Raw genomic sequence first — 21831 nt, forward strand, 5'->3', positions numbered from 1 at the left:
TCGGCGGGTCCGGGACGCGCCGCGGGGGTCAGCTGTCGGCGGGTACGTCGCGGATGACGGCGACCGGGCAGTCGGCGTGGTGGAGGAGTGCCTGGCTGGTGGAGCCGAGCAGGAGTCCGGCGAAGCCGCCCCGGCCCCGGGCGCCGACGACGACGAGCTGGGCGGTGCGGCTGGCCTCGATGAGGGCGGGCCGGGTGCGGGAGCGGAGCAGGCGGCGTTCGACCTGCACCTGCGGGTAGCGGGCCTGCCAGCCGGCGAGGGCCTCGGCGAGGAGGCGCTGCTCGTCGTCCTGGAGGCGGTCGAGGTCGGTGACGAGGGGCATGGGTTCGCCGGGGTTGCGGTGGGCGGGCTGGGTCCAGTTGCTCCAGGCGTGCAGGGCGACCAGCGGCGCGGCGCGGCGGGCGGCGGTGGCGAAGGCGAAGCCGACGGCTCCGTCGGCCTGCGGGGAGCCGTCGAGGCCGAGAACGACGGGGCCCTGGGGGTCGGGGCGGCCGCGCAGGACGAGGACGGGGCTCTCGCCGTGGGCGGCGAGGTGGATGGCGGTGGAGCCGAGGAGGAGGCTGCTGAAGCCGCCGAGGCCGCGGCTGGCGACGACGGTGAGGACGGCGTCGCGGGATTCGGCGGCGAGGACGGAGAGGGCTTCGCCGGTGATGAGTTCGGGGTCGGTCTCCAGGCCGGGCACGGTGGCCTCGGCGCGGGCGACGGCCTCGTCGAGGAAGGTCCTGGCCTGGTTGAGGAGGCCGCCTTCGGTGGGGCCGAGCGCGGAGGCGGTGAGCTGGACGTGGAGCATCGGCCAGATGAAGGCGTGGACGATGCGCAGCGGGCAGCCCCGGTCGGCCGCCTCGCGGGCGGCGGCGGCGACCGCGTCGAGGCTCTCGTCGGAGCCGTCGATGCCGACGAGTACGGGCCTGGTCATGCGGTGCTCCTGTGCGCGAGGGGTCCTGTGGGGCGGGGTGCGGCGGGCTGGGCCATGGGGTCCTCCTTGGTTCCAGCTTTGCCCGCGCGCGGGCGCGTGGCCTGGGCCGCTGGTCCCGTAGGGGCAGGACCTTCGTCCTTTCGGGGGGTTGTGGGGGGGCCGGTTGCCGGGTGGGGCGCGGCGGAGGGGCCGGGGCGACGGGGGCGGGGAGGGTTGACACGGACCCGTCATGACATAAAAGTTTCACGGGTCGAACGTCATCTCGAAAGATTCTTTCAGGGGGTGCGGTTCATGGACGGGCAGCCGGTGGACGACGGGCGGCGGGCGGACGGGGTCTCCCGGCGCCGCCTGGGGACGGCGGCGCTGGCGCTCGGCGGGGCGCTCGCACTGGTGCCGTTCCCCGCGGGGCCGGCGGCGGCCGCACCCGAGGCGGCCGGGCGCAGGCCGGGCGGGACGACGCTGCGGCGCGGCAGTGCCGGGCAGGCCGGGCTGCTCCCGGGCCAGTTGCGCCAGTTGGTCACCGACGCGGAGCGGTTCCTGGAGCCGTCCCCGGCGCACCCCTGGTACGCCGGGGCGGTGCTGCTGGCCGGGCGTGGCGGGACGGTGGCGCTGCACGAGCCCATCGGGCACGCGGTGCGTTACGAGCGGTACGACGAGGCGAGCGACACCGGCGTGGAGTTCCCGCCCGAGCGGCGGATCTTGATGGCCGAGGACACCGTGTTCGACCTGGCGTCGGTCTCGAAGCTCTTCACCTCGCTGCTGGCGGTGGGCCGGATCGAGCGCGGGGAGCTGGACCTGGAGGCACCGGTCGCCTCGTACCTCCCCGCGTTCGCGGGCGGCGGCAAGGGCGCGGTGACGGTGGTGCAGCTGCTGACGCACACCTCGGGGTTCCCGTCCTGGATTCCGCTGTACCAGGAGCCGACGCACGAGGCGCGGCTGGCGCGGATCTGGGCGCAGGAGCTGGTGGCGGAGCCGGGCACGGCGTACCTCTACTCGGATCTGAACCTGATCACGCTTCAGCTGCTGCTGGAGGAGGTGACGGGGACGCCGCTGGACGTGCTGCTGCGCGAGGAGATCACCGGGCCGCTCGGGATGACCCGGACCCGGTACAACCCGCCCGCGTCGTGGCGGCCGAGGATCGCGGCGACGGAGGACTCCCGGCTGCCCTGGTCGGGGCTGGACCGGGGGCTGGTCTGGGGCGAGGTGCACGACGAGAACGCCTTCGCCATGGGCGGGGTGGCGGGGCACGCCGGGGTCTTCTCCTGCGCCTGGGACCTGGCGGTGCTGGGGCGGACGCTGCTGAACGGGGGTGTGTACGGCGGGCGGCGGGTTCTGCGCGAGGAGTCGGTGGAGCTGATGTTCCGGGACTTCACCCCGGAGTTTCCCGGTGACGCGCACGGCCTGGGTTTCGAGCTGTACCAGCACTGGTACATGGGGGCGATGGCGACGCCGAGGTCGGCGGGGCACACCGGGTTCACCGGGACGAGCCTGGTGCTGGACCCGAGTACCGACTCGTTCCTGGTGGTGCTCGGCAACTCGGTCCATCCGGTGCGCTCCTGGCGCTCCGGCAGCGCGCCCCGGGTCGCGGCGGCCGACCGGATGGCACGGGCTGTGCCGGTGCGGCCGCGCGAGGGCCGGACCGCCTGGTTCTCGCAGATGGCCTCGGCCACCACGGCGACGCTCACCCTGCCCCCGCTGAAGGTGCCCGGCGGCGGAGCCCGGCTGAGCTGCGCCCTGTGGTGGGACACCGAGCCGGGCGCCGACCCGCTGGCGCTGGAGGTCTCTGCGGACGGGGAGGCGTGGCAGCCGGTGCCGTTCACCACTTGCCGCCCGGGCGGGGAGCCGGCCGAGCACCCCGAGGGGACGGCGGGCGGTTACTCGGGCCGCGTCTGGCACGAGCTGCGCGCCGGACTGGAGACATGGCGCGGGCGGCAGGTGCGGCTGCGCTGGCGGTACACGACCGACCGGCTCTACGTGGGGCGCGGGGTCTACGTGGACGCGGTGCGGGTGACCGGGGGCCGCCGCGCGCTCTTCGACGAGCGGCGGGTCCGGGACGCGGCGCGGATCGAGGCGGTCGGCTGGGTCCGCTCGGCGGACTGACCGCGCCCCGGCCCGGGGTTCGTACCGTCAGCCCTTGACGGCCCGCAGGACGACGAACTTCGGGTCGGAGGCGGCGGTGGCGCAGTTGCCGAAGAGGCGCCGCAGCTGCCGGTGGTGGCCGAGGTGGCGGTTGGCGACGACCCAGAGTTCGCCGCCGGGCCGCAGGACGCGCCGGGCCCCGGCGAACATCCGGCGGGCGGTGGCGTCGGTGACGGCCTGGTGGGAGTGGAAGGGCGGGTTGGTCAGCACCAGGTCGACGGAGGAGCCGGCGACGGCATCCGGGTCGTCGAGGCCGTCGGTGACCAGGAAGGTGCCCCGCCCGGGGTCGGGCGCGTTGTCGCGGAAGGTCTGCTCGGCCGAGGCGACGGCCTGGTGGGACTCGTCCACGAAGACGATCTCGGCCTCGGGGCTGGTGCGGGCGACGGCGGTGCCGACGACGCCGTTGCCGCAGCCGAGGTCGACCACCCGGGCGGCCCCGGCGGGCACCGGGAGCTGCCCGAGGAAGAAACGGGTGCCGACGTCGAGGCGGTCGGCGCAGAAGATCCCGGCGTGGTTGGTGACGGTGCGGCCGGACATCGGGCCGATCCCGTCGGGCAGCGCGTACCGCAGCGGCCAGGGGCTCGGGGCGGGGCGGTCGCGGCGGGCCACGGTGGCGTGGATGAGGCGCGCCTTCTGCTCGGCCAGGGAGGTGCGCGTGGGGCCGACGATCCGCTCGAAGAGGCGCAGGGTGGAGGTGTGGATCTCCTTGACCATGCCGGTGCCGACGACGAGGGTGCCGGGGTGCAGGGCCGGGGCGAGGCGGTGGAGCTGGTCCTCCAGGAGGGCCAGGCTCTTGGGGACGCGGACGAGGAGGACGTCGATCCGCTCCGGCGGGGTGTCCCGGGTGGTGAGCAGGCGCAACCCGGCGGCCTCCGGGTCGCCCAGCCCGGCCCGGGCGAGGTTGGCGCGGGTGGCGGAGCGGGCGAGGTGGGAGTCGCTGATCTGGACCGGCCCGTGGGCGGCGAGGGCGGTGGTGAGGGCGCCCCAGCGGTCGAGGGCGACGACGAGCGCGGCGTCGCCGCTGCCGGTCAGGGCGCCGGTCTCCGCGAGGTGGCGCAGGAGGTAGGCGTCGGCGGCGTCCCAGGCGCGGAGCTGGTCGCGGGGGTCCTCGGGGAAGCGGGTGAGGTCGTGCGTGCCCCACGCTGTGGTCAGACGGTTCATCGTCCGTCCAGGCTAGTACCTCGACGGAGGGGCTCCGCACGTGCGGGGGTGGGCCCGCGGCGGGGGCCGCCCTATGCTCCGGGTCCATGGACGATCAAGGAAGACCGGCGGAGCCGGGCCTGTTCTCGACCATGTCGACGCTGCGGGCGATGCGCCGCCTCAAGCCCGACCCGGTCCCCGACGAGCTGCTGGAGCGGCTGGTGCAGGCGGCGGTGTGGGGTCCGAGCGGTTCCAACGCGCAGGGCTACCAGTACGTGGTGGTGACCGACCCGGCGGTGATGGCGCGGCTGGCGCCGCTGTGGGCGCGGTGCGTGGACGCGTACATGGCGACGGCGGGCGGTGCGGTGCCCGAGGGCATGGACCCGGCGGCGTACGAGCGGATGGTGGCCGCCATCCGTCACCAGCGGGACCATTTCGCCCGGACGCCGGCGCTGATCATCCCCTGCTACCGGTATCCGGCGCCGAAGCCGGACGTGGCGGGGCTGAAGCGGTCGGTGGCGGCGCTGGGGGCGGCCGCCTCGCTGCGGCTGACGCGCGGGCAGAAGCGGATCATGTCGCTGACCGAGGCGTCGAGCGTGTACCCGGGCGTGCAGAACCTGCTGCTGGCGGCGCGCGGGCTGGGCCTGGCGGCCAACATCACGATCTGGCACCTGATGCTGGAGCAGGAGTGGCAGCAGGCGCTGGCGATCCCGAAGGACGTGAAGACCTTCGCGGTGATCCCGGTGGGATGGCCGCTCGGGCGGTTCGGGCCGGTGCGGCGTCGTCCGGTGAAGAGGGTGATCCGCCGCGACGGATGGTGAGGGCGGCAGGGGCGGGTGGTGACGGGCGGTCAGGAAAGCTCCGGCGCACCCCACTCGACACTTGACCTGCACATGATGGATACAGGGTGTTCATACGGTGCGGCGGGCGCTGTGGAAGGCTCCGGCAGACCGGAGAGCTTCACACGCCCACCGCCCGGCCCCTCCCCCACTCCGGCGGCCGAGCGGTGTCCGTACCGAGAGGACACCCCACATGTCCCGTCGTCACTTTCGTGGCCGCCGCCCCCTGCTGGCGGCACTGGCGGCCGGCGCGCTGATCGGCACGCTCGGCGCCGCCGGGCCGGTGACCACAGATCCCGCCGCAGCCCATGTCGCGGCCGCCTCCGCCGCCGTCCTGGACGACACGTACTACCAGGACGCGCTCGGCAAGTCGGGCGAGGAACTGAAATCGGCGCTGCACACCATCATCAGCGACCAGACCAAGCTGTCGTACAGCCAGGTCTGGGAGGCGCTGAAGGACACCGACGAGGACCCCGCGAACTCCTCGAACGTGGTCCTCCTCTACACCGGCCGCTCGCAGTCCAAGGAGAGCAACGGCGGCGGCAGCGGCCAGTGGAACCGGGAACACGTCTGGGCCAAGTCCCACGGCGACTTCGGCACCTCCACCGGTCCCGGCACCGACATCCACCACCTGCGTCCCACGGACGTCCAGGTCAACTCCACCCGGGGCAACAAGGACTTCGACGAGGGCGGCTCGGAGCTCTCCGACGCGCCCGGCAACTTCACCGACGACGACTCCTTCGAGCCCCGCGACGAGGTCAAGGGCGACGTGGCCCGCATGATCCTCTACATGGCGGTGCGGTACGAGGGCAACGACTCCTTCGCCGACCTGGAGCCCAACGACCAGGTCGACAACGGCTCCCAGCCGTACATGGGCAAGCTGTCGGTGCTCAAGCAGTGGAGCCAGGAGGACCCGCCGGACAGCTTCGAGCAGCGGCGCAACGACGTGATCTTCGAGCAGTACCAGCACAACCGGAACCCGTTCATCGACCACCCGGAGTGGGTCGCCGAGATCTGGTAGGCCCCTGCGCCACCGCCGCTGAGCCCCGCCCGGCCCCCGGGCGGGGCTCAGCGCTCTCCCCAGCCCTGCCACGGCGCGGCCGGCTCAGGGTGCGCGGCGTCCAGCGGGCGGGTGCGCCGGGCGAGGGCGCGCAGCCAGCCGAGGGCGACGAGGGTGACGACCACCCAGCCGCCCCACTGCAGCCCGGTGATGAAGCCGACCTGGGCCGAGGTGGGCCGGGGCACGTACCCCGTCTCCAGCAGGTGCCACTGCCAGTCGGTGCCGGTGAAGAGCAGGGCGAGGGCGGCGGCGAGGGAGTGCATGGCGTCCCACAGGGCGTGCAGCACGGAGAGGCCGAGCCAGGCCGCGACCAGCGAGCCGGTCAGCCGCAGCCGCCCGGAGCGGGCCGAGGCGGCGAAGAGCACCCCGCCGGCGATGGCCGTCCACAGGCCGTGGCCGAAGGGGGCGAGCAGCCCGCGCAGGATCTCCGTCTGCACCAGGTCGGTCAGCGACAGGCCCTTCACGGTGAGCAGGGCGGTCAGCGCGTAGCCGGAGGACTCCAGGGCGGCGAAGCCGAAGCCGACGGCGGCGCCGAGGACCATGCCGTCGCGCGGGCGGTGCGGGCGCAACCGGGCCGCCATGAGCCAGAGCGCGGCGATCTTCACGCCCTCTTCGATGAGGCCGACGCCCAGCCACATCCACGGCGAGGGGCGCAGCAGCGACGACTCCAGCACGGAGGCGCCCAGCACGCCGAGCGTGCCGCCGACCAGGAAGGCCGCCATGAGGCGCTGCGGGGTCAGGACACCGTCGGGGCCGACCCGGTCGAAGGCCCAGGCGACGAAGGTGACCGGCACCAGGAAGCTGCCGAGGAGCACCAGGGTGGGGACGAGGTTGGCGTTGCGGGTGGAGAAGGTGACGGCGACGGTCAGCAGCCACAGCAGCAGGCCGATGACGAAGATGGCCAGCCAGGGCCGGGGGCCGTAGCGGACGCGGGGCGCCGGGGCGGGGTGACGGTCCGGCGCCATGGGCTCCCCTTCGCCGCTCGGTTGCTCCGTCGAGCCTCCGGGCGGTGGGGGGAGTCCGCCAGCGGGCCGCGTCCGGCGGGGTGAGCCGGCGAGCCGGTCAGGGCGGGGGCGCGCTGCCGGCCCGTTCGGCACGGGTGCCGGAGCCGTCTGCGCCTCCGCCTCCGCGCCGGAACCGCTCCCGCAGCCCGGCCAGGCGCCCCGCACCGGCGGCGGGCGGCTTCTTGTCCGGGGCCGGGGCCGGCTTCGCGGGCGCGTGCTTCGCCTTCTCGGGCTCGGCGGGTGCGGGCCGGGCTGCCGCCCGGTCGTCGGCCGTGTCGGCGAGCCGGTGGTAGCGGCGGCCGATGCGGCGGCCGAGGAGCAGGTACGCGAGGAGGGCGCCGCTCGTGTTGAGGATGACGTCGTCGATGTCGAAGGCGCGGCCCTCCACCACGGAGCCCTGCGCCAGCTCCACCAGGACCATGACGACGGCGGTCAGTCCGACCACCCGCAGCAGCCGCATCCGGCGGGCGACCAGGACCGGCAGCAGCAGGCCGAAGGGGAAGCCGAGGAGGAGGTTGCCGCCGGCCTGCTTGAGCGCGGCGAGGAAGGTGTAGTCCTCGGCGTAGCTGCGCAGGGAGCTGCCGGGGGTGAGGTTGGCGTGGATGAGGTCCGTGGAGGCGGGTGACGGGGTCAGCGTCACCTGGGCGAGGACGATCGAGAAGGCCACCATGGCGACGAAGGCGACCATGAGGATCAGGGCGCGCACCACGGCGCGGACCCATCCGGGGCGGCGGGGACGGGGATCGTGCGCTCTGGTTGTCATGGACACCGGATGCCCCGCCGCGCCACGGTCATACGCGTCGCTCCGGGCGTGCGGGAGCGCTCCCCGCCGGGTGGTGCCGGTGGGGCGGGAGTACGTTGGACGGTGGGCGTCGCGCCGTCCGGCGGCGGGCGTCCGCCGTACCGCGAGAAAGGCCCCTGACCATGGACACCATGCGCGCCGCGCGCCTGCACGTTCCCTCCCGCACCCTCACCGTCGAGGACGTGCCGAAGCCCGATCCCGGCCCGGGGCAGGTCCGGGTGAAGGTCGAGGCGGCGGGGGTCTGCCTGTCGGACGTGCACCTGATCGACGGCACGCTGAGCCCGCTCTACCTCGACGGCGAGACGGTGACGCTGGGCCACGAGGTGGCGGGCACGGTCGACGCGGTCGGCGAAGGCGTGCGTGGCTGGCAGCCCGGGGCGCGCGTGGTGCTCCAGGCCGGGGAGTCCCGGAACGGCACGACCTACACCCGCGGCGTCGACTACGACGGCGGCTGGGCCGAGTACGCGCTGGCGACGGCGACCACGCTGGTCCCCCTCCCCGACGCCATCCCCTTCGACCAGGCGTCGATCATCCCGGACGCGGTGTCGACGCCCTGGGCGGCGATCACCGGCACCGGTGACGTGCGGCCCGGCGAGGCGGTCGGCGTGTGGGGCGTGGGCGGACTCGGGGCGCACGGGGTGCAGCTGCTCCGGGCGATCGGCGCGTACCCGGTGGTGGCCGTCGACCCGGCGCCCGCCGCCCGCGAGCGGGCGCTCGCCTTCGGCGCCGACGCCTCCTTCGACGCGGCCGACCCGGAGCTGCGGGCCAAGGTGCTGGCGCTGACCGGCGGCACCGGGCTGGCGGCCGCCTTCGACTTCGCGGGCGTGCCGGCCGTGCGCGAACAGGCGCTGACGGTGCTCGGCCCGAAGGGCCGGCTGGTACTGGTCGGGCTCACCGCCCATCCGCTCACCGTGGCCAACGGCACGCTCTTCAGCTACCTCCAGCAGCAGATCCGCGGCCACTACGGGTCGGACGAGCACCACGTGCCGCAGCTGGTGGCGCTGACCGGCGGCGGCCGGCTCGACTTCTCCCGCTCGGTCTCCGGGGTGCTGCCCCTGGAACAGGCGGCCGAGGCGGTCCGGCGCACCGAGACCAAGGAGGGCGACCCGGTCCGGCTGGTCCTGCGCCCCTGACGGGTGCCGTCCGGGCTTTTCGACGCGGCGCCGGCAAGCTCCCGCGGGGGGCTGCCCGGGCCGGTCCGTAAGGGAGCCGTAAGGGAGGGGGACGGGCCGGTCGGGGGCCGCCTGACCCCGTGTACTGTTCTCAGCGCAGTCGGCCCTCGTCGGCCGTCTTCGCCCAGCCCACGGACCCGATACGGAGACTTCAGATGCTGGCCAGGGAACGGCAGCCGAGCCAGGCTCAACAGCGCGGCGCCGGACGTGCCGAGCCCCGCGCGACCGGTCGCGGCGAGGGACCGCTCGACCCCTACCGGCCGTCCATGTACTTCTACTGCGGCAACGAGCACGCGGTGGTCGACGCCGCGCTGCGCGTGCTGGACGAGCGGGTGCTGACCCCGGTCCGGCGGGCCGCCGGCACCGAGGGCGCGCGGACCGAGGAGGTCCTGGCGGTCTTCCTCGACGCGTCCCGTGACGTCTGGCAGGACCAGGGTCAGCTGCTCGTGGCGGCCTGCGAGTTCGTCGGCGAGGACGACGAGACCCGGGACGACTGGCGCGCCGCGTCCGTCGCGCTCGGCGCCGCGCTCGCCCCCGTCGTCCTGCGCGACCGGGAGCGGGGTGCGCTGCCGGCGGCGGGCGACGCGCACGCGCTGGTGGTCGCCCTGTGGTGGACGGTGGAGCGCACCTACTACATGGCGTACAACGCCGGGCCCGTGCCGCCGGAAGTCGCCGGGGCCACCGCCATGCTCGGCCTGCTGACCCGCCGCACCCTCGGCCTCGCCGACGCCTGAGGCCCCCCGTCCTCCGCCCCGCGGCCCGCACGGATTCCGTGCGGGCCGCGGGCGTCCCTCCTCCCGCCACGCCCTTCACCCCGCCGCTCACCCGGCCACCGGGCGCCGATGGCGGGGCAAAGACCCCCAAGGTACGTTTTTCGCCATGCCCCCTTCCTCCCCGTCCGCATCCGCTCCGTCGCAGACGGGACCGCGGGACGCCGGTGACGACGGGCTGATCAAGGTCCGGGACGCGGCGGAGCACAACCTGCGCCACGTCGACGTGGACGTGCCCCGCGACCGCGTCGTGGCCTTCACCGGGGTCTCCGGCTCCGGCAAGTCCTCGCTCGCCTTCGCGACCCTCTACGCCGAGGCCCAGCAGCGCTACCTCGAATCGGTCGCCCCGTACGCCCGGCGCCTGATCGACCAGGGCTCCGCCCCGAAGGTCGGCTCGATCACCGGTCTGCCGCCGGCGGTGGCCCTGCGCCAGCAGCACAGCGGCGGGAGCACCCGCTCGACCGTGGGCACGGTGAGCCGCGTTTCCAACGTGCTGCGCATGCTGTACTCCCGCGCGGGCACCTACCCGGCCGGGCGGACCCCCGAGGACCTGGCCGGGACCTTCCCGCGCGACGCGGCGCCGCTGGACTCCGACAGCTTCTCGCCGAACACGGCGGTGGGCGCCTGCCCGGTCTGCTCGGGCCTGGGGCGCCTGCACAGCGTCGACGACTCCAAGCTGGTGGGCGACGACTCGCTGAGCATCCGGGAGGGCGCCATCGCCGCCTGGCCGGGGGCGTGGCAGGGGAAGAACTACCGCGACATCCTCGCCGAACTCGGCATCGACATCGACGCGCCCTTCCGGACCCTGCCCGCCGAGCGCCGCGAGTGGCTGCTGACCACGGACGAGCAGCCCACGGTCACCGTGCACCCGGTGCGCGACGCCCACCGCGTCGCCCGCAGCTACCAGGGCACCTACATGAGCCCCCGCCGGTGGGTGAACCACACCTTCGCCACCTCCAAGGCCGCGCACCTGCGGGCGAAGGCCGCCTCGTTCATGACCGAGGAACTCTGCCCGAACTGCCACGGCAAACGCCTCAAGCCGGAGGCGCTGGAGGTGACCGTCGCCGGCCAGGACATCGCGTACGCCACCTCGCTGCCGCTCGCCCAGCTCTCGGCCTTCCTGGACGCGGCGCTCGACCACCCCGACACCCAGGCCCTCCCGGCCGAGCGCCGGCAGGCCGGGCACGCCCTGATCGCCGGCCTCCAGGAGCAGCTGTCCACCCTGACCGACCTGGGCCTCGGCTACCTGGCGACGGCGCGCACCACCTCCACCCTCTCCGGCGGCGAACTCCAGCGGCTGCACATGGCCACCCAGCTCCGCAGCGGCCTCTTCGGCGTGCTGTACGTCCTGGACGAGCCCTCGGCCGGGCTGCACGCCTCGGACACGGAACTGCTGCTCACGGCGTTGCGGCGGCTGCGGGGCAGCGGCAACAGCGTCTTCGTGGTGGAGCACAACGCGCAGGTGCTCGCCTCGGCCGACTGGATCGTCGACATGGGCCCGGGCGCCGGGCGGCACGGCGGGCGGGTCCTGCACAACGGGCCCGCCCGGGAGCTGTCCGGGGCGCCCGGTTCGGTGACCGCCCGGTACCTCTCCGCCGAGGCGCCGGCCGCTCCCGGTCCCGAGGAGCCCCGGAAGCCGCAGGGATGGCTGCGGCTGGGCGGCGTCACCGGCAACAACCTCCACGACGTGGACGCCGGGTTCCCGCTCGCCACCCTGACCGCGGTCACCGGCGTCTCCGGCTCCGGCAAGTCGACCCTCGTGCGGCGCGCCCTGGCCCAGACGGTGCGCGAGCACCTGCACGGCGACGGGGCGGAGGCGGACCGGCCGGCGGCAGAGGCGGCGGAGGCGGCCGAAGAGGAGGACGGCGTCCCGGCCTGGGCACTGGCGGAGGACCGTGTGACGGTGCGCTCCTCGTCGGGGCTGGAGCACGTGGACCGCCTGGTCGTGGTCGACCAGAAGCCCATCGGCCGCACCCCGCGCTCCAACCTGGCCACGTACACGGGCCTGTTCGACAGCGTCCGCAAGCTGTACGCCGCCCAGCCGACGGCACGGGAACTCGGGTACACCGCGAGCCGGTTCTCCTTCAACGTGCCGCAGGGGCGCTGCCCGCACTGCCTGGGCGACGGCGTGGTCAGCGTCGAACTCCTCTTCCTGCCCACGGAGACCTCCCCCTGCCCGGTCTGCCACTGCGCCCGCTACAACCCCGGCACGCTCCTGGTCCGCCACCGCGACCGGACCATCGCCGACGTGCTGGCGATGAGCGTGGAGGAGGCCGGGGAGTTCCTCCACGACGTCCAGCCCGCGGCCCGCATCCTCACCCTGCTCTCCGACATCGGCCTGGGCTACCTGACGCTGGGCCAGAGCGCCACGACCCTCTCCGGCGGCGAGGCCCAGCGCATCAAGCTGGTGAGCGAGCTGCACCGGGCGCCGCGCGGACACAGCCTGTACCTGCTCGACGAGCCGACCTCGGGCCTGCACCCCGCCGACGTCGACCTCCTCGTCGGCCACCTCCAGCGCCTAGTGGACGACGGCAACACGGTCGTCGTGGCCGAGCACGACCTGCGCACGGTCGCCGCCGCCGACTGGCTCATGGACCTCGGCCCGGGCGCCGGTGACGAGGGCGGCCGGATCGTCGCGCAGGGGCGTGTGGAGGACGTCGCCCGCGAGGGCGGCACCGCGACCGCCGACCATCTGGCGCGGTACCTGGCGAGCCGGTCGGGCGGACGGCGGACGGCGGAGTCCTGAGCCGGACTTCGGCCGACCCTTTCGTCAGCTTCTCCCGCCGCCGCGGCCGTCCGGACGACAGCTGACCGACAGCGGCCCTCCGCCGAAGAGGCGGGACGCCCCGGCACGGCCGTACGGCGTCCCGCCTCTTTCCTGCCTCCGTCACTAGCATCGCCCGCATGGAACGCATCGCCTTTCTCGGTCTCGGTTCGATGGGCACACCCATGGCCCGCCGCCTGCTGGCGGCCGGGCACCCCCTGGCGGTCTGGAACCGGACCGCCTCCCGGTCCGAACCCCTGCGGGCCGAGGGCGCGCAGGTCGCCCTCTCCCCCGCCGAGGCGGTCCTCGGCACCGGGATCGTCGTCACGATGCTCGCCGGGCCCGAGGCGCTGGACGCCGTCGCCGAGGAGGTGCTGCCGGCGCTGGGCCGGGGGACGGTGTGGGCCGAGATGTCGACGGTGGGCCCGGACGCCGTGGCCGCCCTGCGCGAGCGGCTCCCCGGGGGCGTGACGCTCATCGACGCGCCGGTGATGGGGAGCGTCGACGCGGCCGCCTCCGGCTCGCTCCAGGTGCTGGCGGGCGGCGAGGTGGAGGGGCCGGTCGTGGAGGTGCTGGAGCGTTTCGGCTCGGTGCGCCGCTGCGGGCCCTCGGGGTCGGGGGCCGCGCTCAAGGTGGTCCTCGTCAACGCGATGATCGGCGGCGTCGCGGTCGTCGCGGAGTCCCTGCGCCTCGCGGACGCCCTCGGCGTCGACCCGGCCGGGGCGCGGGAGGCGCTGGCCGCCGGGCCGATGGGCGGCGCGGTCCGGCGGACCCTTTCGGACTCCGCGCACTACACGCTGGACCTGGCCGCCAAGGACGTGGGCCTCGCCGTCGGCGCCGCCGACCTGCCCGTCCTGCGAGCCGTCGGCGAGGAGCTGCGCTCCCGGGACGACCTCGCCGGGCGAGATCTGTCGGCCTTGCGCGAGCCGCGCCCGTAGGTGGCCCTCACCCCGCCACCCGCTCCCCCGGCGGCCCCGTGGCACTGGCCGGCGCCGCCTGGCTGAGGGCGCGTTCGGCCTCGTCCAAGGCGGTGCGGGCGGCGGCGATGCGGGCACGGAGCAGCGGGAGCGGCAGGGGTTCGACGGGGACGACGGGGACGACGGCGGGGGCGGCGGGCGGCCGGGGCGGCTCGCGGTCCGCCTCGGCCTCGCGGCGGGCCTCGTCGAGGGAGCCGATGACGACACCGATCAGAAGGTTGACCAGGAGGAACGAGCCGAAGAGGACGAACGAGGCGAAGTACAGAATCGTCCAGCGGGAGATCTCCAGGCCGGTGCGGACGGCGTCCCCGAGGCCGTCCAGGGTGATGAGGAGGAAGAGGGTGAGCGCGGCCCGGCCGAGCGAGCCGAAGTGCTCGGGGTCGTCGTCGGCGAAGAAGGTCCAGCCGACCATCGCGTAGACGTAGAGGAGCAGGCCGCCGACGAGGAGGAAGCTCAGGGTGCCGGGGAGGCTCTTGCCGACGGCGACGATGACGACACGTAGCTGGGGCAGGAAGCGGGCAGCGCGCAGGACGCGGGCGAGCCTCAGCAGCCGCAGCACGGTGGTGTTCTCGCGGAGGAAGGGCAGGAACGCGCCGGTGACCACGGCGAGGTCGAAGAGGTTCCAGGGGTCGCGGAAGAACGCGGCGGGGCGGTCGGCGTGGGCGGCCAGGCGCAGCAGGATCTCGGCGGTGAAGGCGGCGAGGAAGAGGTGTTCGGCGGTCTTGAGGAGCGGCAGCCAGGCGGCGACGACCCCGCTGTAGGTCTCGGCGCCGAGCAGGACCGCGTTGGCGGCGATGAGGACGAAGACGGCGCGGGTGAAGTGCGGCGAGTCGACGGCGCGCGAGGCGCGGGCCGCCAGTCGGGTCGTTAAACGGGTGGTCCGCGCGTCAGCCATCGGCTGTCTCTCCTGTCGTGCCCGGGACCCCGTCGTCCCGGCACGGGTGCGCCGGCGGAGGCTCCCGCCGAAGTGGATCTTACGAGTCCGCGCGGCCGGCCCGGCGGGTTCCGGCCGGGCGGGATCGGCCGGGGCATGACGAGGGCAGAATGCGGCCATGACAACAGGGGCGGGGAGGCGGGCCCAGGGCCGCGGGCGCGGGCCGTCGGCGGCGGTGGCGACGCCGGTGGCGCTCTCGCTGGGGCTGCTGGTTGTCGCGGGCTGCCTGCTGGGCTGGTACGTGCCGGGGGCGCTGGCCGCCGAGGCGGCGTACCGCTCGGCACCGTACTGCGCGGGCCGCCCGGAACCGGAGGGGACGCGGGAGTGCCTGGACGCGGTGCCGGGCACGGTGGTCGCCAAGGAGCCGGGGGGCGGGCGGGGCCCGCGACTGCCGGGGCTGCGGTGGACGGCTGACGGGGGCTCACAGGAGGCGTGGGTACGGCTGGAGGAGGAGGGCGCTCTCTTCGACGCGCTGGCGCCGGGCGACCGGGTGCGGGTGGTGCGCTGGCGGGGCGAGGAACGCGCCGTGATGGCGGGCCCCTTGCGGCAGGAGACCGCGGCGACACCGGTCGACGGGCACCGGCTGCCGTACGCGGTCGGGCTCGGACTGGTGCCGCTGGGCGGGGTGTTCGGGTGGGTGGCGTACGGGTGGGCGCGGCGGCCGGAGGGGGCGGCGCGGGCCTCGTGGCTGGTGTCGGTGCCGATGGGCTGCGGGCTGGTGCTGGGGGCCGTGGGGTTCTTCGGGCCGTTGGTGACGGACGGTCTGCTCGACGCGCTGCTGCTGAGCGTGGGCGCGGCGGTACCGGTGCTCGCGGCCGGGGTGTGGCTGCTGCGGTGGCGGCAGGCCCGGCCGTCGGCACCGCCCGGGATCCTGCCGAGGCTGCCCGGGCGGGAGCGGTCGTTTCCCGGGGTGGTGGTGGGCGCGGTGCCGTACGGGACGGCGGGTTTCGGGACGCTGGTGGCGGGGCCGGAGGGGCTGGCGGTGGCGGCGGGCGCGGAGGCGGGGGCGGCCCGCCTGCCCGTTCCCCGCTCGGTGGCGGTGGTGCGGGTGCGGCCGAGGGCGGGAGAGGCGGGTGACTGGGTGGTGGAGTGCCGGGACGGGGACCGGGAGGTGCTCGTGGTGGCCGCCAAGGAGGATCTGCCGTGGATACTGGGCGCCTTGCAGTGAGCCGGGCGGATCGTCCCGCGCGGGCGGGCCGCCGCTTGTAGGCTCGGGGGTTTGTGCCGCCGTCGACCTCCGGGAGTGCCGCCGTGTCCGTTTCCCCGCCGTCCCCGCCCGCCGAGGCGGAACCGTACGACTCCGGGATGCTCGACGTGGGCGACGGGCACCGGATCTACTGGGAGGTGCGCGGCAATCCGCGCGGCAAGCCGGCGGTGGTGGTGCACGGCGGGCCCGGTACGGGGTGTGCGCCCCGGGCGCCGCGCGCCTTCGACCTCGACCGGTACCGCGTCGTCCTCTTCGACCAGCGCAACTGCGGGCGCAGCACCCCGCACGCCGCCGACCCCTCGGTCTCGCTGCGGCACAACACCACCGACCACCTGGTCGCCGACATGGAGCGGCTCCGGCACCACCTGGGCATCGGCCGGTGGCTGCTGTACGGCGGCTCCTGGGGCTCCACGCTGCTCCTCGCCTACGCCGAGCGGCATCCGGAGCGGGTGAGCGAGATCGTCGTCCCGTCGGTGACGACGACCCGTCGCAGTGAGATCGACTGGCTCTACCGGGGCGTGGGGCGGTTCTTCCCGGAGGCGTGGGACCGGTTCGTGACCGGCTCCGGCACCGGGCCCGACGGGGATCTGGTGGGGGCGTACGCGCGGCTGGTGGAGGACGCCGATCCGGCGGTGCGGGCGCGGGCGGTGGCGGACTGGCTGGCCTGGGAGGACGCCGTGGTCTCGGCGGAGGGGATGGGGACGCCGTACGCGGCGCGGCCGTCCGCCGGGCAGACGGCGCTGGTGCGCATCTGCGCCTGGTACTTCTCCCACGGCGCCTGGCTGGAGGAGGGCGCGCTGATCCGGGACGCGCACCGGCTCGGCTCGCTCCCCGGTGAACTGGTGCACGGGCGGCTGGATCTGGGCGGACCGGTGCACACCGCGTGGCAGCTGGCCCGGAACTGGCCGGGGGCGCGGCTGTCCGTGGTGGAGTCGGCTGGGCACCTGGGCGGCACCGAGACCCTGCGGCTGGTGCGGGCCGCCACGGACCGCTTCGCGGCCTGACGCCGGCTGAGCCCGGGACGTAGAGTGCGGGCCGCCGCGCGGACGGTCCGCGGGGACGGGCGGGAGGCGGACGGATGGCGGGCGACGGGCGGGGACGGGTGCTGCGGCTGCGGGAGACCGGGCGGGCGGTGGGGCGGATGGCGCCGGGGCCGCTCAACGCGGTCACCGACGTGCCGGGGCTGCTGGTGGGGCAGACCACGCTGGACGACGAGGAGCGGGGCGTGTACTCGGGGGTGACGGCGCTGGTGCCGGTGGCGCTGGAGGAGGCGCGCGCGGTCCCGGCCGGCTTCCACATGGTCAACGGGTACGGGAAGTTCGTCGGCGCGACCCAGCTGATGGAGCTGGCGGAGCTGGAGACGCCGGTGCTGCTCACCTCCACCCTGTCGGCGTTCCGCGCGGCGGACGCCCTGGTGGGGTGGGTGCTGGACCGGTCGGCGACGCCGGTGACCTCGCTCAACCCGGTGGTCGGCGAGATCAACGACTCCTGGCTGTCGTCGGAGCGGCGCCCGGTGACGGAGGCGCACGTACGGGCGGCGCTGGACGGCGCCGACGCGGGCCCGGTGGCGATGGGCAACACCGGGGGCGGCACGGGGGCGTGCGCGCTGGGCTTCAAGGCGGGCATCGGCTCGGCCTCGCGGGTGGTGCCGCTGGAGGGCGGTCCGGCCACGGTGGGGGTGCTGGTGCAGGCCAACATGGACGGCGACCTCCGGGTGGCCGGGCGGACGGTGCTGCCCGAGGAGCTGGGGCTTGAGCGGGCGGGGTACACCTCGCCGCGCGGGTCGTGCGTGGTGGTCGTGGCGCTGGACGTGCCGTGCACCGGGCGGCAGCTGGAGCGGATCGCGGCGCGCGGGGTGCTGGCGCTGGGCCGGGTCGGGGCGGCGTACAGCCACGGCAGCGGCGACTACGGCCTGGCCTTCTCCACCCGGGTCGCCGAGGCGCCGGTGGTGCTCTCCCCCGCCGATCTGAACCTCGTCTTCACGGCGGTGCTGGACAGCGTGGAGGAGGCGGTGGTCGACGCCCTGCTGGCCGCGCGGACGGTCCGGACCCCCGGCGGCCGCACCGCCCATGCCCTGCCGCACGCGGTGCTGCTGGGCTGAGCGGGCGGGCGGCCACCGGGGCCGGGCTACGTCCCGGGCACCACCCCCGCCAGGTGCGCCAGTCCCGGATCGGCCAGGGGCCGCAGGGCGAGGCGGATCAGGGCCAGCGGGTGGTCGTCGCCGGCGGGGCGGTTGGCCTTGAGGGTGCCGCAGGCCCGGCACCGGTGGATCAGCAGCCACTCCCCGTCGTCGCGGACGGCGAGGGTGAGGGCGTCCATCGGGGCCCGGCACTCCTCGCCCCGGTCACCGGGGGCGCGTCCGTCGACGTGACGGCTGGTCAGGCAGTACGGGCAGTGGTTGCGGTGGGCGGTGCCCGGGGCGCGTACGGGCACGTCCCGGCGGCAGCCGAGGCAGCGGAAGGCGTCGCCCCGGTGGCCGCGAGGGCCGTGCAGGACGTCCTTGGGGCGCTGGGCTCGGCGGCCGGTACGCGGCTCCTGGCGGGCGCGGTGTCTGCGGGGCATCGGGCGCGCCCTCAGATCCGGCCGAGGAGGCCGAGCGGGAACGGCGGCTGGGCGAGCGGCCGCACCGCCAGCGCCATCAGCGCCACCTGGTGGTCGTCGGCGCGGACGGGCGCCGAGGTGAGGGTGGCGCAGGCGGTGCAGCGGTGGATGAGCCGCCAGTCGCCGGGCCCGTGGACGGCGACGGCCAGCGGGGCCATGGGGGCGCCGCAGGGGTCGGCGGAGTCCCGGTGCCGGGTGTGCAGGCACTGGGGGCAGTGGTCGCGTGGGACGCCGGTCGACGAGGTGCCGCAGGACGGGCAGTCGAAGGCGGTGGTGGGGTCGGTGCGGTCGGTGGTGAGGTGGTCGGACACCTGGATACTCCTGGCCGGTGCGGTGATGGTCGCGGGAACGGCGGGAGCAGGCCGAGCGGGCCTCGGAAGCCTGGTTCAGGGGGCGGTAATCCGGTCGGCGGACGGGGTGTCCGCATCGCGGTGAGGCGCGCGCGGCGCGGGCCGGTTCATCAACACCTGCTCGTATCGGTTCGGAGGCGCGGCTGAAGAAAGGTGGCCACGCGTCGGGCACAGCGGCGAACGTAGCAACGGGGCACGGACGGCCGCCACCGTATTTCCGGGGGGCCGACGAGGTCAGTGGGCCGGCGGGCCGTCGAGCAGGGCGAGGACGGGGCCGGCCGCGAGGCCCAGGACGAGGGAGGCGGCGGCCGCGGTGTGTGCGGTGGCGCGGGCGAGGCGGTCCTCGCCGCCGGTGGGCGGGGCGGCGCCGGGGGTGAAGGCGGGGGCGAGCCAGCGCAGGTAGTAGAAGAGCGAGACGACGGTGTTGGCGGCGGCGAGGACGGCCAGCCAGCCGTACCCGGCGTCGAAGACGGCGGTGAACGCCGCCAGTTTGCCGAGGAAGACGGCGGTGGGCGGGGTGCCGACCAGTCCCAGCAGGCAGACGGCGAGGCTGACGGCGAGCAGCGGGCGGTGGCGGACCAGGCCGCGCCAGCTGTCGGTGGTGGTGGCGCGCGGCAGGGCGCAGACGACGGCGAAGGCGCCGAGGTTGGTGAGGGCGTACGCGGCGACGTAGTAGAGGAAGGCGGGCTGGGCGAGGGCGGTGCGGCCGGCGACGGCGACGGGCATGAGGAGGTAGCCGACCTGGCTGACGGCCGAGTAGGCGAGCAGGCGGCGGACGTCGCGCTGGAGGAGGGCGGCGAGGTTGCCGAGGGTCATGGAGGCGGCGGCGAGGGTGGCGAGCAGAGCGGGCCAGGGGACGGCACTTCCGGCGAGGGGGACGGCGCCGAGGCGGAAGAGGGCGGTGAGCGCCCCGGCCTTCGGGAGGGTGGTGAGCAGGGCGGCGACGGGCGGGGCGCTGCCCTGGACGGCGTCGGGCACCCAGAAGTGGGCGGGGACGGCACCGGACTTGAAGAGGAGGCCGCCGAGGACGCCGAGGGTTCCGGCGGTGAGCAGCGCGGCGGGGGCGGCGTCGGCAGCGGCGAGCCGGGGGTAGGCGGTGGTGCCGGTGGCGGCGTACAGGAGGGTGGTGCCGGTGAGCAGGACGACGCCGCTGAGGGCGCCGAGGACGTAGTACTTGAGGGCCGCTTCGGTGCCGGGGCCGTCCTTGGCGAAGCCGGCGAGGGCGTAGGCGGGGATGCTGGCGAGCAGGTAGGCGGCGGCGAGCAGCAGGATGTCCTGGGCGCCGGCGAGGACGAGGGAGCCGGCGGCGGTGAGCAGGACGAGGACGTGGTACTCGCTCTCGCGGGGATGGCCGCCGAGGGGGCGAAGGCTCAGGGCGGTGACCAGGAGGGTGGCGCCGGCGAGGACGAGGCGGGCGGTGGTGGTGAGGGGGTCGAGGGCGTAGGCGCCGTTGAAGGCGGTGGTGGCGGGGCCGGGGGCGGCGACGAGGGCGGCCACGGCGGCGGCCAGGCAGGCGAGGGCGGAGAGCAGGGCGACGGCCCACTGGCGGCGGCGCGGCAGCCAGGAGCCGAGCAGCAGTCCGGCCACGGCCGCCCCGGCGAGGAGGAGTTCGGGCAGCAGGTCGAGCGGGTTCTCGTCGGTCGCGGTCATCGGGTCAGCCACTCCAGGACGAGGCCGGAGGCGGGTTCGACGGTGTCGAGGAGGGGGCGGGGGGCGAGGCCGAGGAGGGTGGCGAGGGCGAGCAGCGGCAGGACGGCGGCGGCCTCGCGGCGGCGCAGGTCGGGGAAGGCGCGGGGGCTGCCGGGGGCCGGGGGGAGCCGGAGCGGGCCGAGGAAGACCTGCTGGTAGGCGCGGAGGAGGAGGGCGGCGGTGAGGAGGATGCCGAGGACGGAGAGACAGGTGGCGACGGGGCGGGGGCCGAGGCTGCCGGTGAAGATCTGGAACTCGGCGACGAAGCCGGAGAAGCCGGGCAGGCCGAGGGAGGCGAAGAAGGCGACGGCGGTGGCGGCGGCGAGGACGGGCGCGCGGGCCGCCACGCCGGAGTAGGCGGCCAGGTCGTAGGTGCGGCCGCGTTCGTGGAGGGCCCCGGCGAGGAGGAAGAGGGCGCCGGTGAGCAGGCCGTGACTGACCATCTGGGTGACGGCGCCGCTCACCGCGAGGGTACGGGCGTCCTCGTCGCCGGGCGCGGTCGTGGAGGCGGCGGCGCCGAGGGCCAGCACGACGTATCCCATGTGGGTGACGGAGGTGTAGGCGATCATCCGCTTCAGGTCGGTCTGGGCGAGCGCGACCAGCGCCCCGTACAGCACCGAGACGACGCCGAGAACGACCGCCACCAGGGCGTACCGGCGCCAGGCTCCCGGGAGCATCGGCATGGCGATGCGCAGGAAACCGTAGGTGCCCATCTTCAGCAGGACGCCGGCGAGGATCGCGGACCCGGCGGCGGGGGCCTGGGTGTGGGCGAGGGGGAGCCAGGTGTGGAAGGGGACGGTCGGGGTCTTGACGGCCAGTCCGGTGCCGAGGGCGAGGAGGACGAGGCCGGCGGCGACGGGCCGGCCGGCGAGCGGGTCGGCGCGGGTCAGGTCGGTCATGTCGAAGGTGTGCGGGGAGGCGGCGAGGTAGAGGCCGATGAAGCCGAGGAGCAGGGCGAGGGAGCCGAGGAAGGTGTAGAGGAAGAAGGTCAGCGCGGCGCGGGCGGCCTGGTCGCGGCCCCAGCCGGCGATGACGAAGTACATGGCGACGATGGACAGGTCGAAGAAGACGAAGAAGAGGATCAGGTCGAGGGAGACGAAGACGCCGAGGCAGGTGGTCTGAAGGAGCAGGAAGAGCGCGGCGTGGGCCCGCACCCGGCGCCGCTCACGCCACGAGTAGAGGGCGCAGGCGAGGAAGAGGACGCAGGTCAGCACGGTCAGCGGCAGCGAGAGCCCGTCGACGCCGACGTGGTAGCCGACGCCCGCCGAGGGCATCCACCGCACCCGCGTCTCGTAGGCGTAGCCGCCGCCCGTGCCGTGCGCGGCCCACAGGGCGGCCGTGAAGGCGAGGAGCAGCGCGCTGGTCACGGTCCAGGCGGTGCGGTGGACGGCGTCGGGCACGGTGCGCGGCAGGGCGAGCAGCACCAGGGCGACGGCGGCGGGGGCGAAGACCAGGACCGTGAGCACG

Annotated in this window: 19 protein-coding genes; 10 read left to right on the plus strand and 9 right to left on the minus strand. The window is 75.3% G+C overall.

Going from position 1 to position 21831, the window contains the following annotated elements; all coding sequences use genetic code 11:
* Positions 1–28: 28 nt before the first annotated feature.
* Positions 29–916 carry a universal stress protein gene (locus tag OIM89_RS00375; protein ID WP_030697505.1) on the minus strand — a complete coding sequence of 296 codons (888 nt, stop codon included), beginning with the start codon at positions 914–916 and terminating at the stop codon, positions 29–31.
* 291 nt (positions 917–1207) lie between these two features.
* On the opposite strand from OIM89_RS00375, the gene OIM89_RS00380 reads away from it, so the two are divergent.
* Positions 1208–3016 (plus strand): serine hydrolase, encoded by a 1809-nt coding sequence (locus tag OIM89_RS00380; RefSeq protein ID WP_264490859.1) that lies wholly within the window; start codon positions 1208–1210, stop codon positions 3014–3016.
* Between the two features lie 27 nt (positions 3017–3043).
* On the opposite strand, the gene OIM89_RS00385 is transcribed toward OIM89_RS00380, so the two are convergent.
* Positions 3044–4216, minus strand: a complete 1173-nt coding sequence (locus tag OIM89_RS00385; RefSeq protein ID WP_257381045.1) for a methyltransferase — start codon at positions 4214–4216, stop codon at positions 3044–3046.
* Positions 4217–4347: 131 nt separating this feature from the next.
* Between OIM89_RS00385 and OIM89_RS00390 the strand changes: the two genes are divergently transcribed.
* Together OIM89_RS00390 and OIM89_RS00395 are read left to right on the plus strand one after the other, a co-directional pair.
* Complete coding sequence (locus OIM89_RS00390; RefSeq protein WP_264491762.1) at positions 4348–5016, plus strand: nitroreductase family protein; 669 nt, start codon at positions 4348–4350, stop codon at positions 5014–5016.
* A 211-nt stretch (positions 5017–5227) separates the two neighbouring features.
* Positions 5228–6055: an endonuclease I family protein gene (locus OIM89_RS00395; protein WP_030699774.1), complete on the plus strand. Its 828-nt coding sequence runs from the start codon at positions 5228–5230 to the stop codon at positions 6053–6055.
* 47 nt (positions 6056–6102) lie between these two features.
* Here OIM89_RS00395 and OIM89_RS00400 read toward each other — a convergent pair whose 3' ends face one another.
* Together OIM89_RS00400 and OIM89_RS00405 are read right to left on the minus strand one after the other, a co-directional pair.
* Positions 6103–7059 (minus strand): PrsW family intramembrane metalloprotease, encoded by a 957-nt coding sequence (locus tag OIM89_RS00400; RefSeq protein WP_030699775.1) that lies wholly within the window; start codon positions 7057–7059, stop codon positions 6103–6105.
* A gap of 97 nt (positions 7060–7156) precedes the next feature.
* Complete coding sequence (locus OIM89_RS00405) at positions 7157–7861, minus strand: VanZ family protein (protein ID WP_217684998.1); 705 nt, start codon at positions 7859–7861, stop codon at positions 7157–7159.
* A 161-nt stretch (positions 7862–8022) separates the two neighbouring features.
* On the opposite strand from OIM89_RS00405, the gene OIM89_RS00410 reads away from it, so the two are divergent.
* From OIM89_RS00410 to OIM89_RS00425, 4 genes are all read left to right on the plus strand, one after another.
* Entirely contained in the window at positions 8023–9033 is a 1011-nt protein-coding gene (locus OIM89_RS00410) for a zinc-binding dehydrogenase (RefSeq protein ID WP_030699777.1), read from the plus strand.
* Between the two features lie 194 nt (positions 9034–9227).
* Positions 9228–9806: a TetR family transcriptional regulator gene (locus tag OIM89_RS00415; RefSeq protein WP_175456939.1), complete on the plus strand. Its 579-nt coding sequence runs from the start codon at positions 9228–9230 to the stop codon at positions 9804–9806.
* A 145-nt stretch (positions 9807–9951) separates the two neighbouring features.
* On the plus strand, positions 9952–12588 hold the full coding sequence (locus OIM89_RS00420) for an excinuclease ABC subunit UvrA (RefSeq protein ID WP_264490860.1): 2637 nt from the start codon (positions 9952–9954) through the stop codon (positions 12586–12588).
* Positions 12589–12746: 158 nt separating this feature from the next.
* Positions 12747–13544 (plus strand): NAD(P)-dependent oxidoreductase, encoded by a 798-nt coding sequence (locus OIM89_RS00425; protein WP_047466877.1) that lies wholly within the window; start codon positions 12747–12749, stop codon positions 13542–13544.
* 7 nt (positions 13545–13551) lie between these two features.
* Here OIM89_RS00425 and OIM89_RS00430 read toward each other — a convergent pair whose 3' ends face one another.
* Complete coding sequence (locus OIM89_RS00430) at positions 13552–14478, minus strand: ion transporter (protein ID WP_226964834.1); 927 nt, start codon at positions 14476–14478, stop codon at positions 13552–13554.
* Positions 14479–14635: 157 nt separating this feature from the next.
* On the opposite strand from OIM89_RS00430, the gene OIM89_RS00435 reads away from it, so the two are divergent.
* From OIM89_RS00435 to OIM89_RS00445, 3 genes are all read left to right on the plus strand, one after another.
* Entirely contained in the window at positions 14636–15685 is a 1050-nt protein-coding gene (locus OIM89_RS00435; protein ID WP_257204102.1) for a hypothetical protein, read from the plus strand.
* 83 nt (positions 15686–15768) lie between these two features.
* The gene (pip, locus tag OIM89_RS00440) at positions 15769–16728 is read left to right on the plus strand and encodes a prolyl aminopeptidase (protein WP_047466873.1); all 960 of its coding nucleotides are present in this window, start codon (positions 15769–15771) and stop codon (positions 16726–16728) included.
* A 74-nt stretch (positions 16729–16802) separates the two neighbouring features.
* Positions 16803–17825, plus strand: coding sequence for a P1 family peptidase (locus tag OIM89_RS00445; RefSeq protein ID WP_175456943.1), 1023 nt, complete (start codon positions 16803–16805; stop codon positions 17823–17825).
* Positions 17826–17851: 26 nt separating this feature from the next.
* Here the strand turns inward: OIM89_RS00445 and OIM89_RS00450 are convergent, their stop codons facing one another.
* From OIM89_RS00450 to OIM89_RS00465, 4 genes are all read right to left on the minus strand, one after another.
* The gene (locus tag OIM89_RS00450) at positions 17852–18286 is read right to left on the minus strand and encodes an RNHCP domain-containing protein (RefSeq protein WP_047466868.1); all 435 of its coding nucleotides are present in this window, start codon (positions 18284–18286) and stop codon (positions 17852–17854) included.
* Positions 18287–18297: 11 nt separating this feature from the next.
* Positions 18298–18636, minus strand: coding sequence for an RNHCP domain-containing protein (locus OIM89_RS00455; RefSeq protein WP_175456944.1), 339 nt, complete (start codon positions 18634–18636; stop codon positions 18298–18300).
* A gap of 273 nt (positions 18637–18909) precedes the next feature.
* Entirely contained in the window at positions 18910–20325 is a 1416-nt protein-coding gene (locus tag OIM89_RS00460; RefSeq protein ID WP_226964832.1) for an NADH-quinone oxidoreductase subunit N, read from the minus strand.
* Entirely contained in the window at positions 20322–21830 is a 1509-nt protein-coding gene (locus OIM89_RS00465; RefSeq protein WP_226964831.1) for a complex I subunit 4 family protein, read from the minus strand. The genes OIM89_RS00460 and OIM89_RS00465 overlap by 4 nt, the downstream gene beginning before the upstream one ends.
* Between the last annotated feature and the right edge of the window lies 1 nt (position 21831).

Origin of the sequence: Streptomyces sp. BI87 (assembly GCF_025957665.1) — a bacterium.
Lineage (GTDB): Bacteria > Actinomycetota > Actinomycetes > Streptomycetales > Streptomycetaceae > Streptomyces > Streptomyces albidoflavus.

What these genes read in the sequence shown, in the direction of transcription:
- OIM89_RS00375 (WP_030697505.1), bottom strand. Translation starts at nt 916, where the DNA reads ATGACCAGGCCCGTACTCGTCGGCATCGACGGCTCCGACGAGAGCCTC.
- OIM89_RS00380 (WP_264490859.1), top strand. Translation starts at nt 1,208, where the DNA reads ATGGACGGGCAGCCGGTGGACGACGGGCGGCGGGCGGACGGGGTCTCC.
- OIM89_RS00385 (WP_257381045.1), bottom strand. Translation starts at nt 4,216, where the DNA reads ATGAACCGTCTGACCACAGCGTGGGGCACGCACGACCTCACCCGCTTC.
- OIM89_RS00390 (WP_264491762.1), top strand. Translation starts at nt 4,348, where the DNA reads ATGTCGACGCTGCGGGCGATGCGCCGCCTCAAGCCCGACCCGGTCCCC.
- OIM89_RS00395 (WP_030699774.1), top strand. Translation starts at nt 5,228, where the DNA reads ATGTCCCGTCGTCACTTTCGTGGCCGCCGCCCCCTGCTGGCGGCACTG.
- OIM89_RS00400 (WP_030699775.1), bottom strand. Translation starts at nt 7,059, where the DNA reads ATGGCGCCGGACCGTCACCCCGCCCCGGCGCCCCGCGTCCGCTACGGC.
- OIM89_RS00405 (WP_217684998.1), bottom strand. Translation starts at nt 7,861, where the DNA reads ATGACAACCAGAGCGCACGATCCCCGTCCCCGCCGCCCCGGATGGGTC.
- OIM89_RS00410 (WP_030699777.1), top strand. Translation starts at nt 8,023, where the DNA reads ATGGACACCATGCGCGCCGCGCGCCTGCACGTTCCCTCCCGCACCCTC.
- OIM89_RS00415 (WP_175456939.1), top strand. Translation starts at nt 9,228, where the DNA reads ATGCTGGCCAGGGAACGGCAGCCGAGCCAGGCTCAACAGCGCGGCGCC.
- OIM89_RS00420 (WP_264490860.1), top strand. Translation starts at nt 9,952, where the DNA reads ATGCCCCCTTCCTCCCCGTCCGCATCCGCTCCGTCGCAGACGGGACCG.
- OIM89_RS00425 (WP_047466877.1), top strand. Translation starts at nt 12,747, where the DNA reads ATGGAACGCATCGCCTTTCTCGGTCTCGGTTCGATGGGCACACCCATG.
- OIM89_RS00430 (WP_226964834.1), bottom strand. Translation starts at nt 14,478, where the DNA reads ATGGCTGACGCGCGGACCACCCGTTTAACGACCCGACTGGCGGCCCGC.
- OIM89_RS00435 (WP_257204102.1), top strand. Translation starts at nt 14,636, where the DNA reads ATGACAACAGGGGCGGGGAGGCGGGCCCAGGGCCGCGGGCGCGGGCCG.
- OIM89_RS00445 (WP_175456943.1), top strand. Translation starts at nt 16,803, where the DNA reads ATGGCGGGCGACGGGCGGGGACGGGTGCTGCGGCTGCGGGAGACCGGG.
- OIM89_RS00450 (WP_047466868.1), bottom strand. Translation starts at nt 18,286, where the DNA reads ATGCCCCGCAGACACCGCGCCCGCCAGGAGCCGCGTACCGGCCGCCGA.
- OIM89_RS00460 (WP_226964832.1), bottom strand. Translation starts at nt 20,325, where the DNA reads ATGACCGCGACCGACGAGAACCCGCTCGACCTGCTGCCCGAACTCCTC.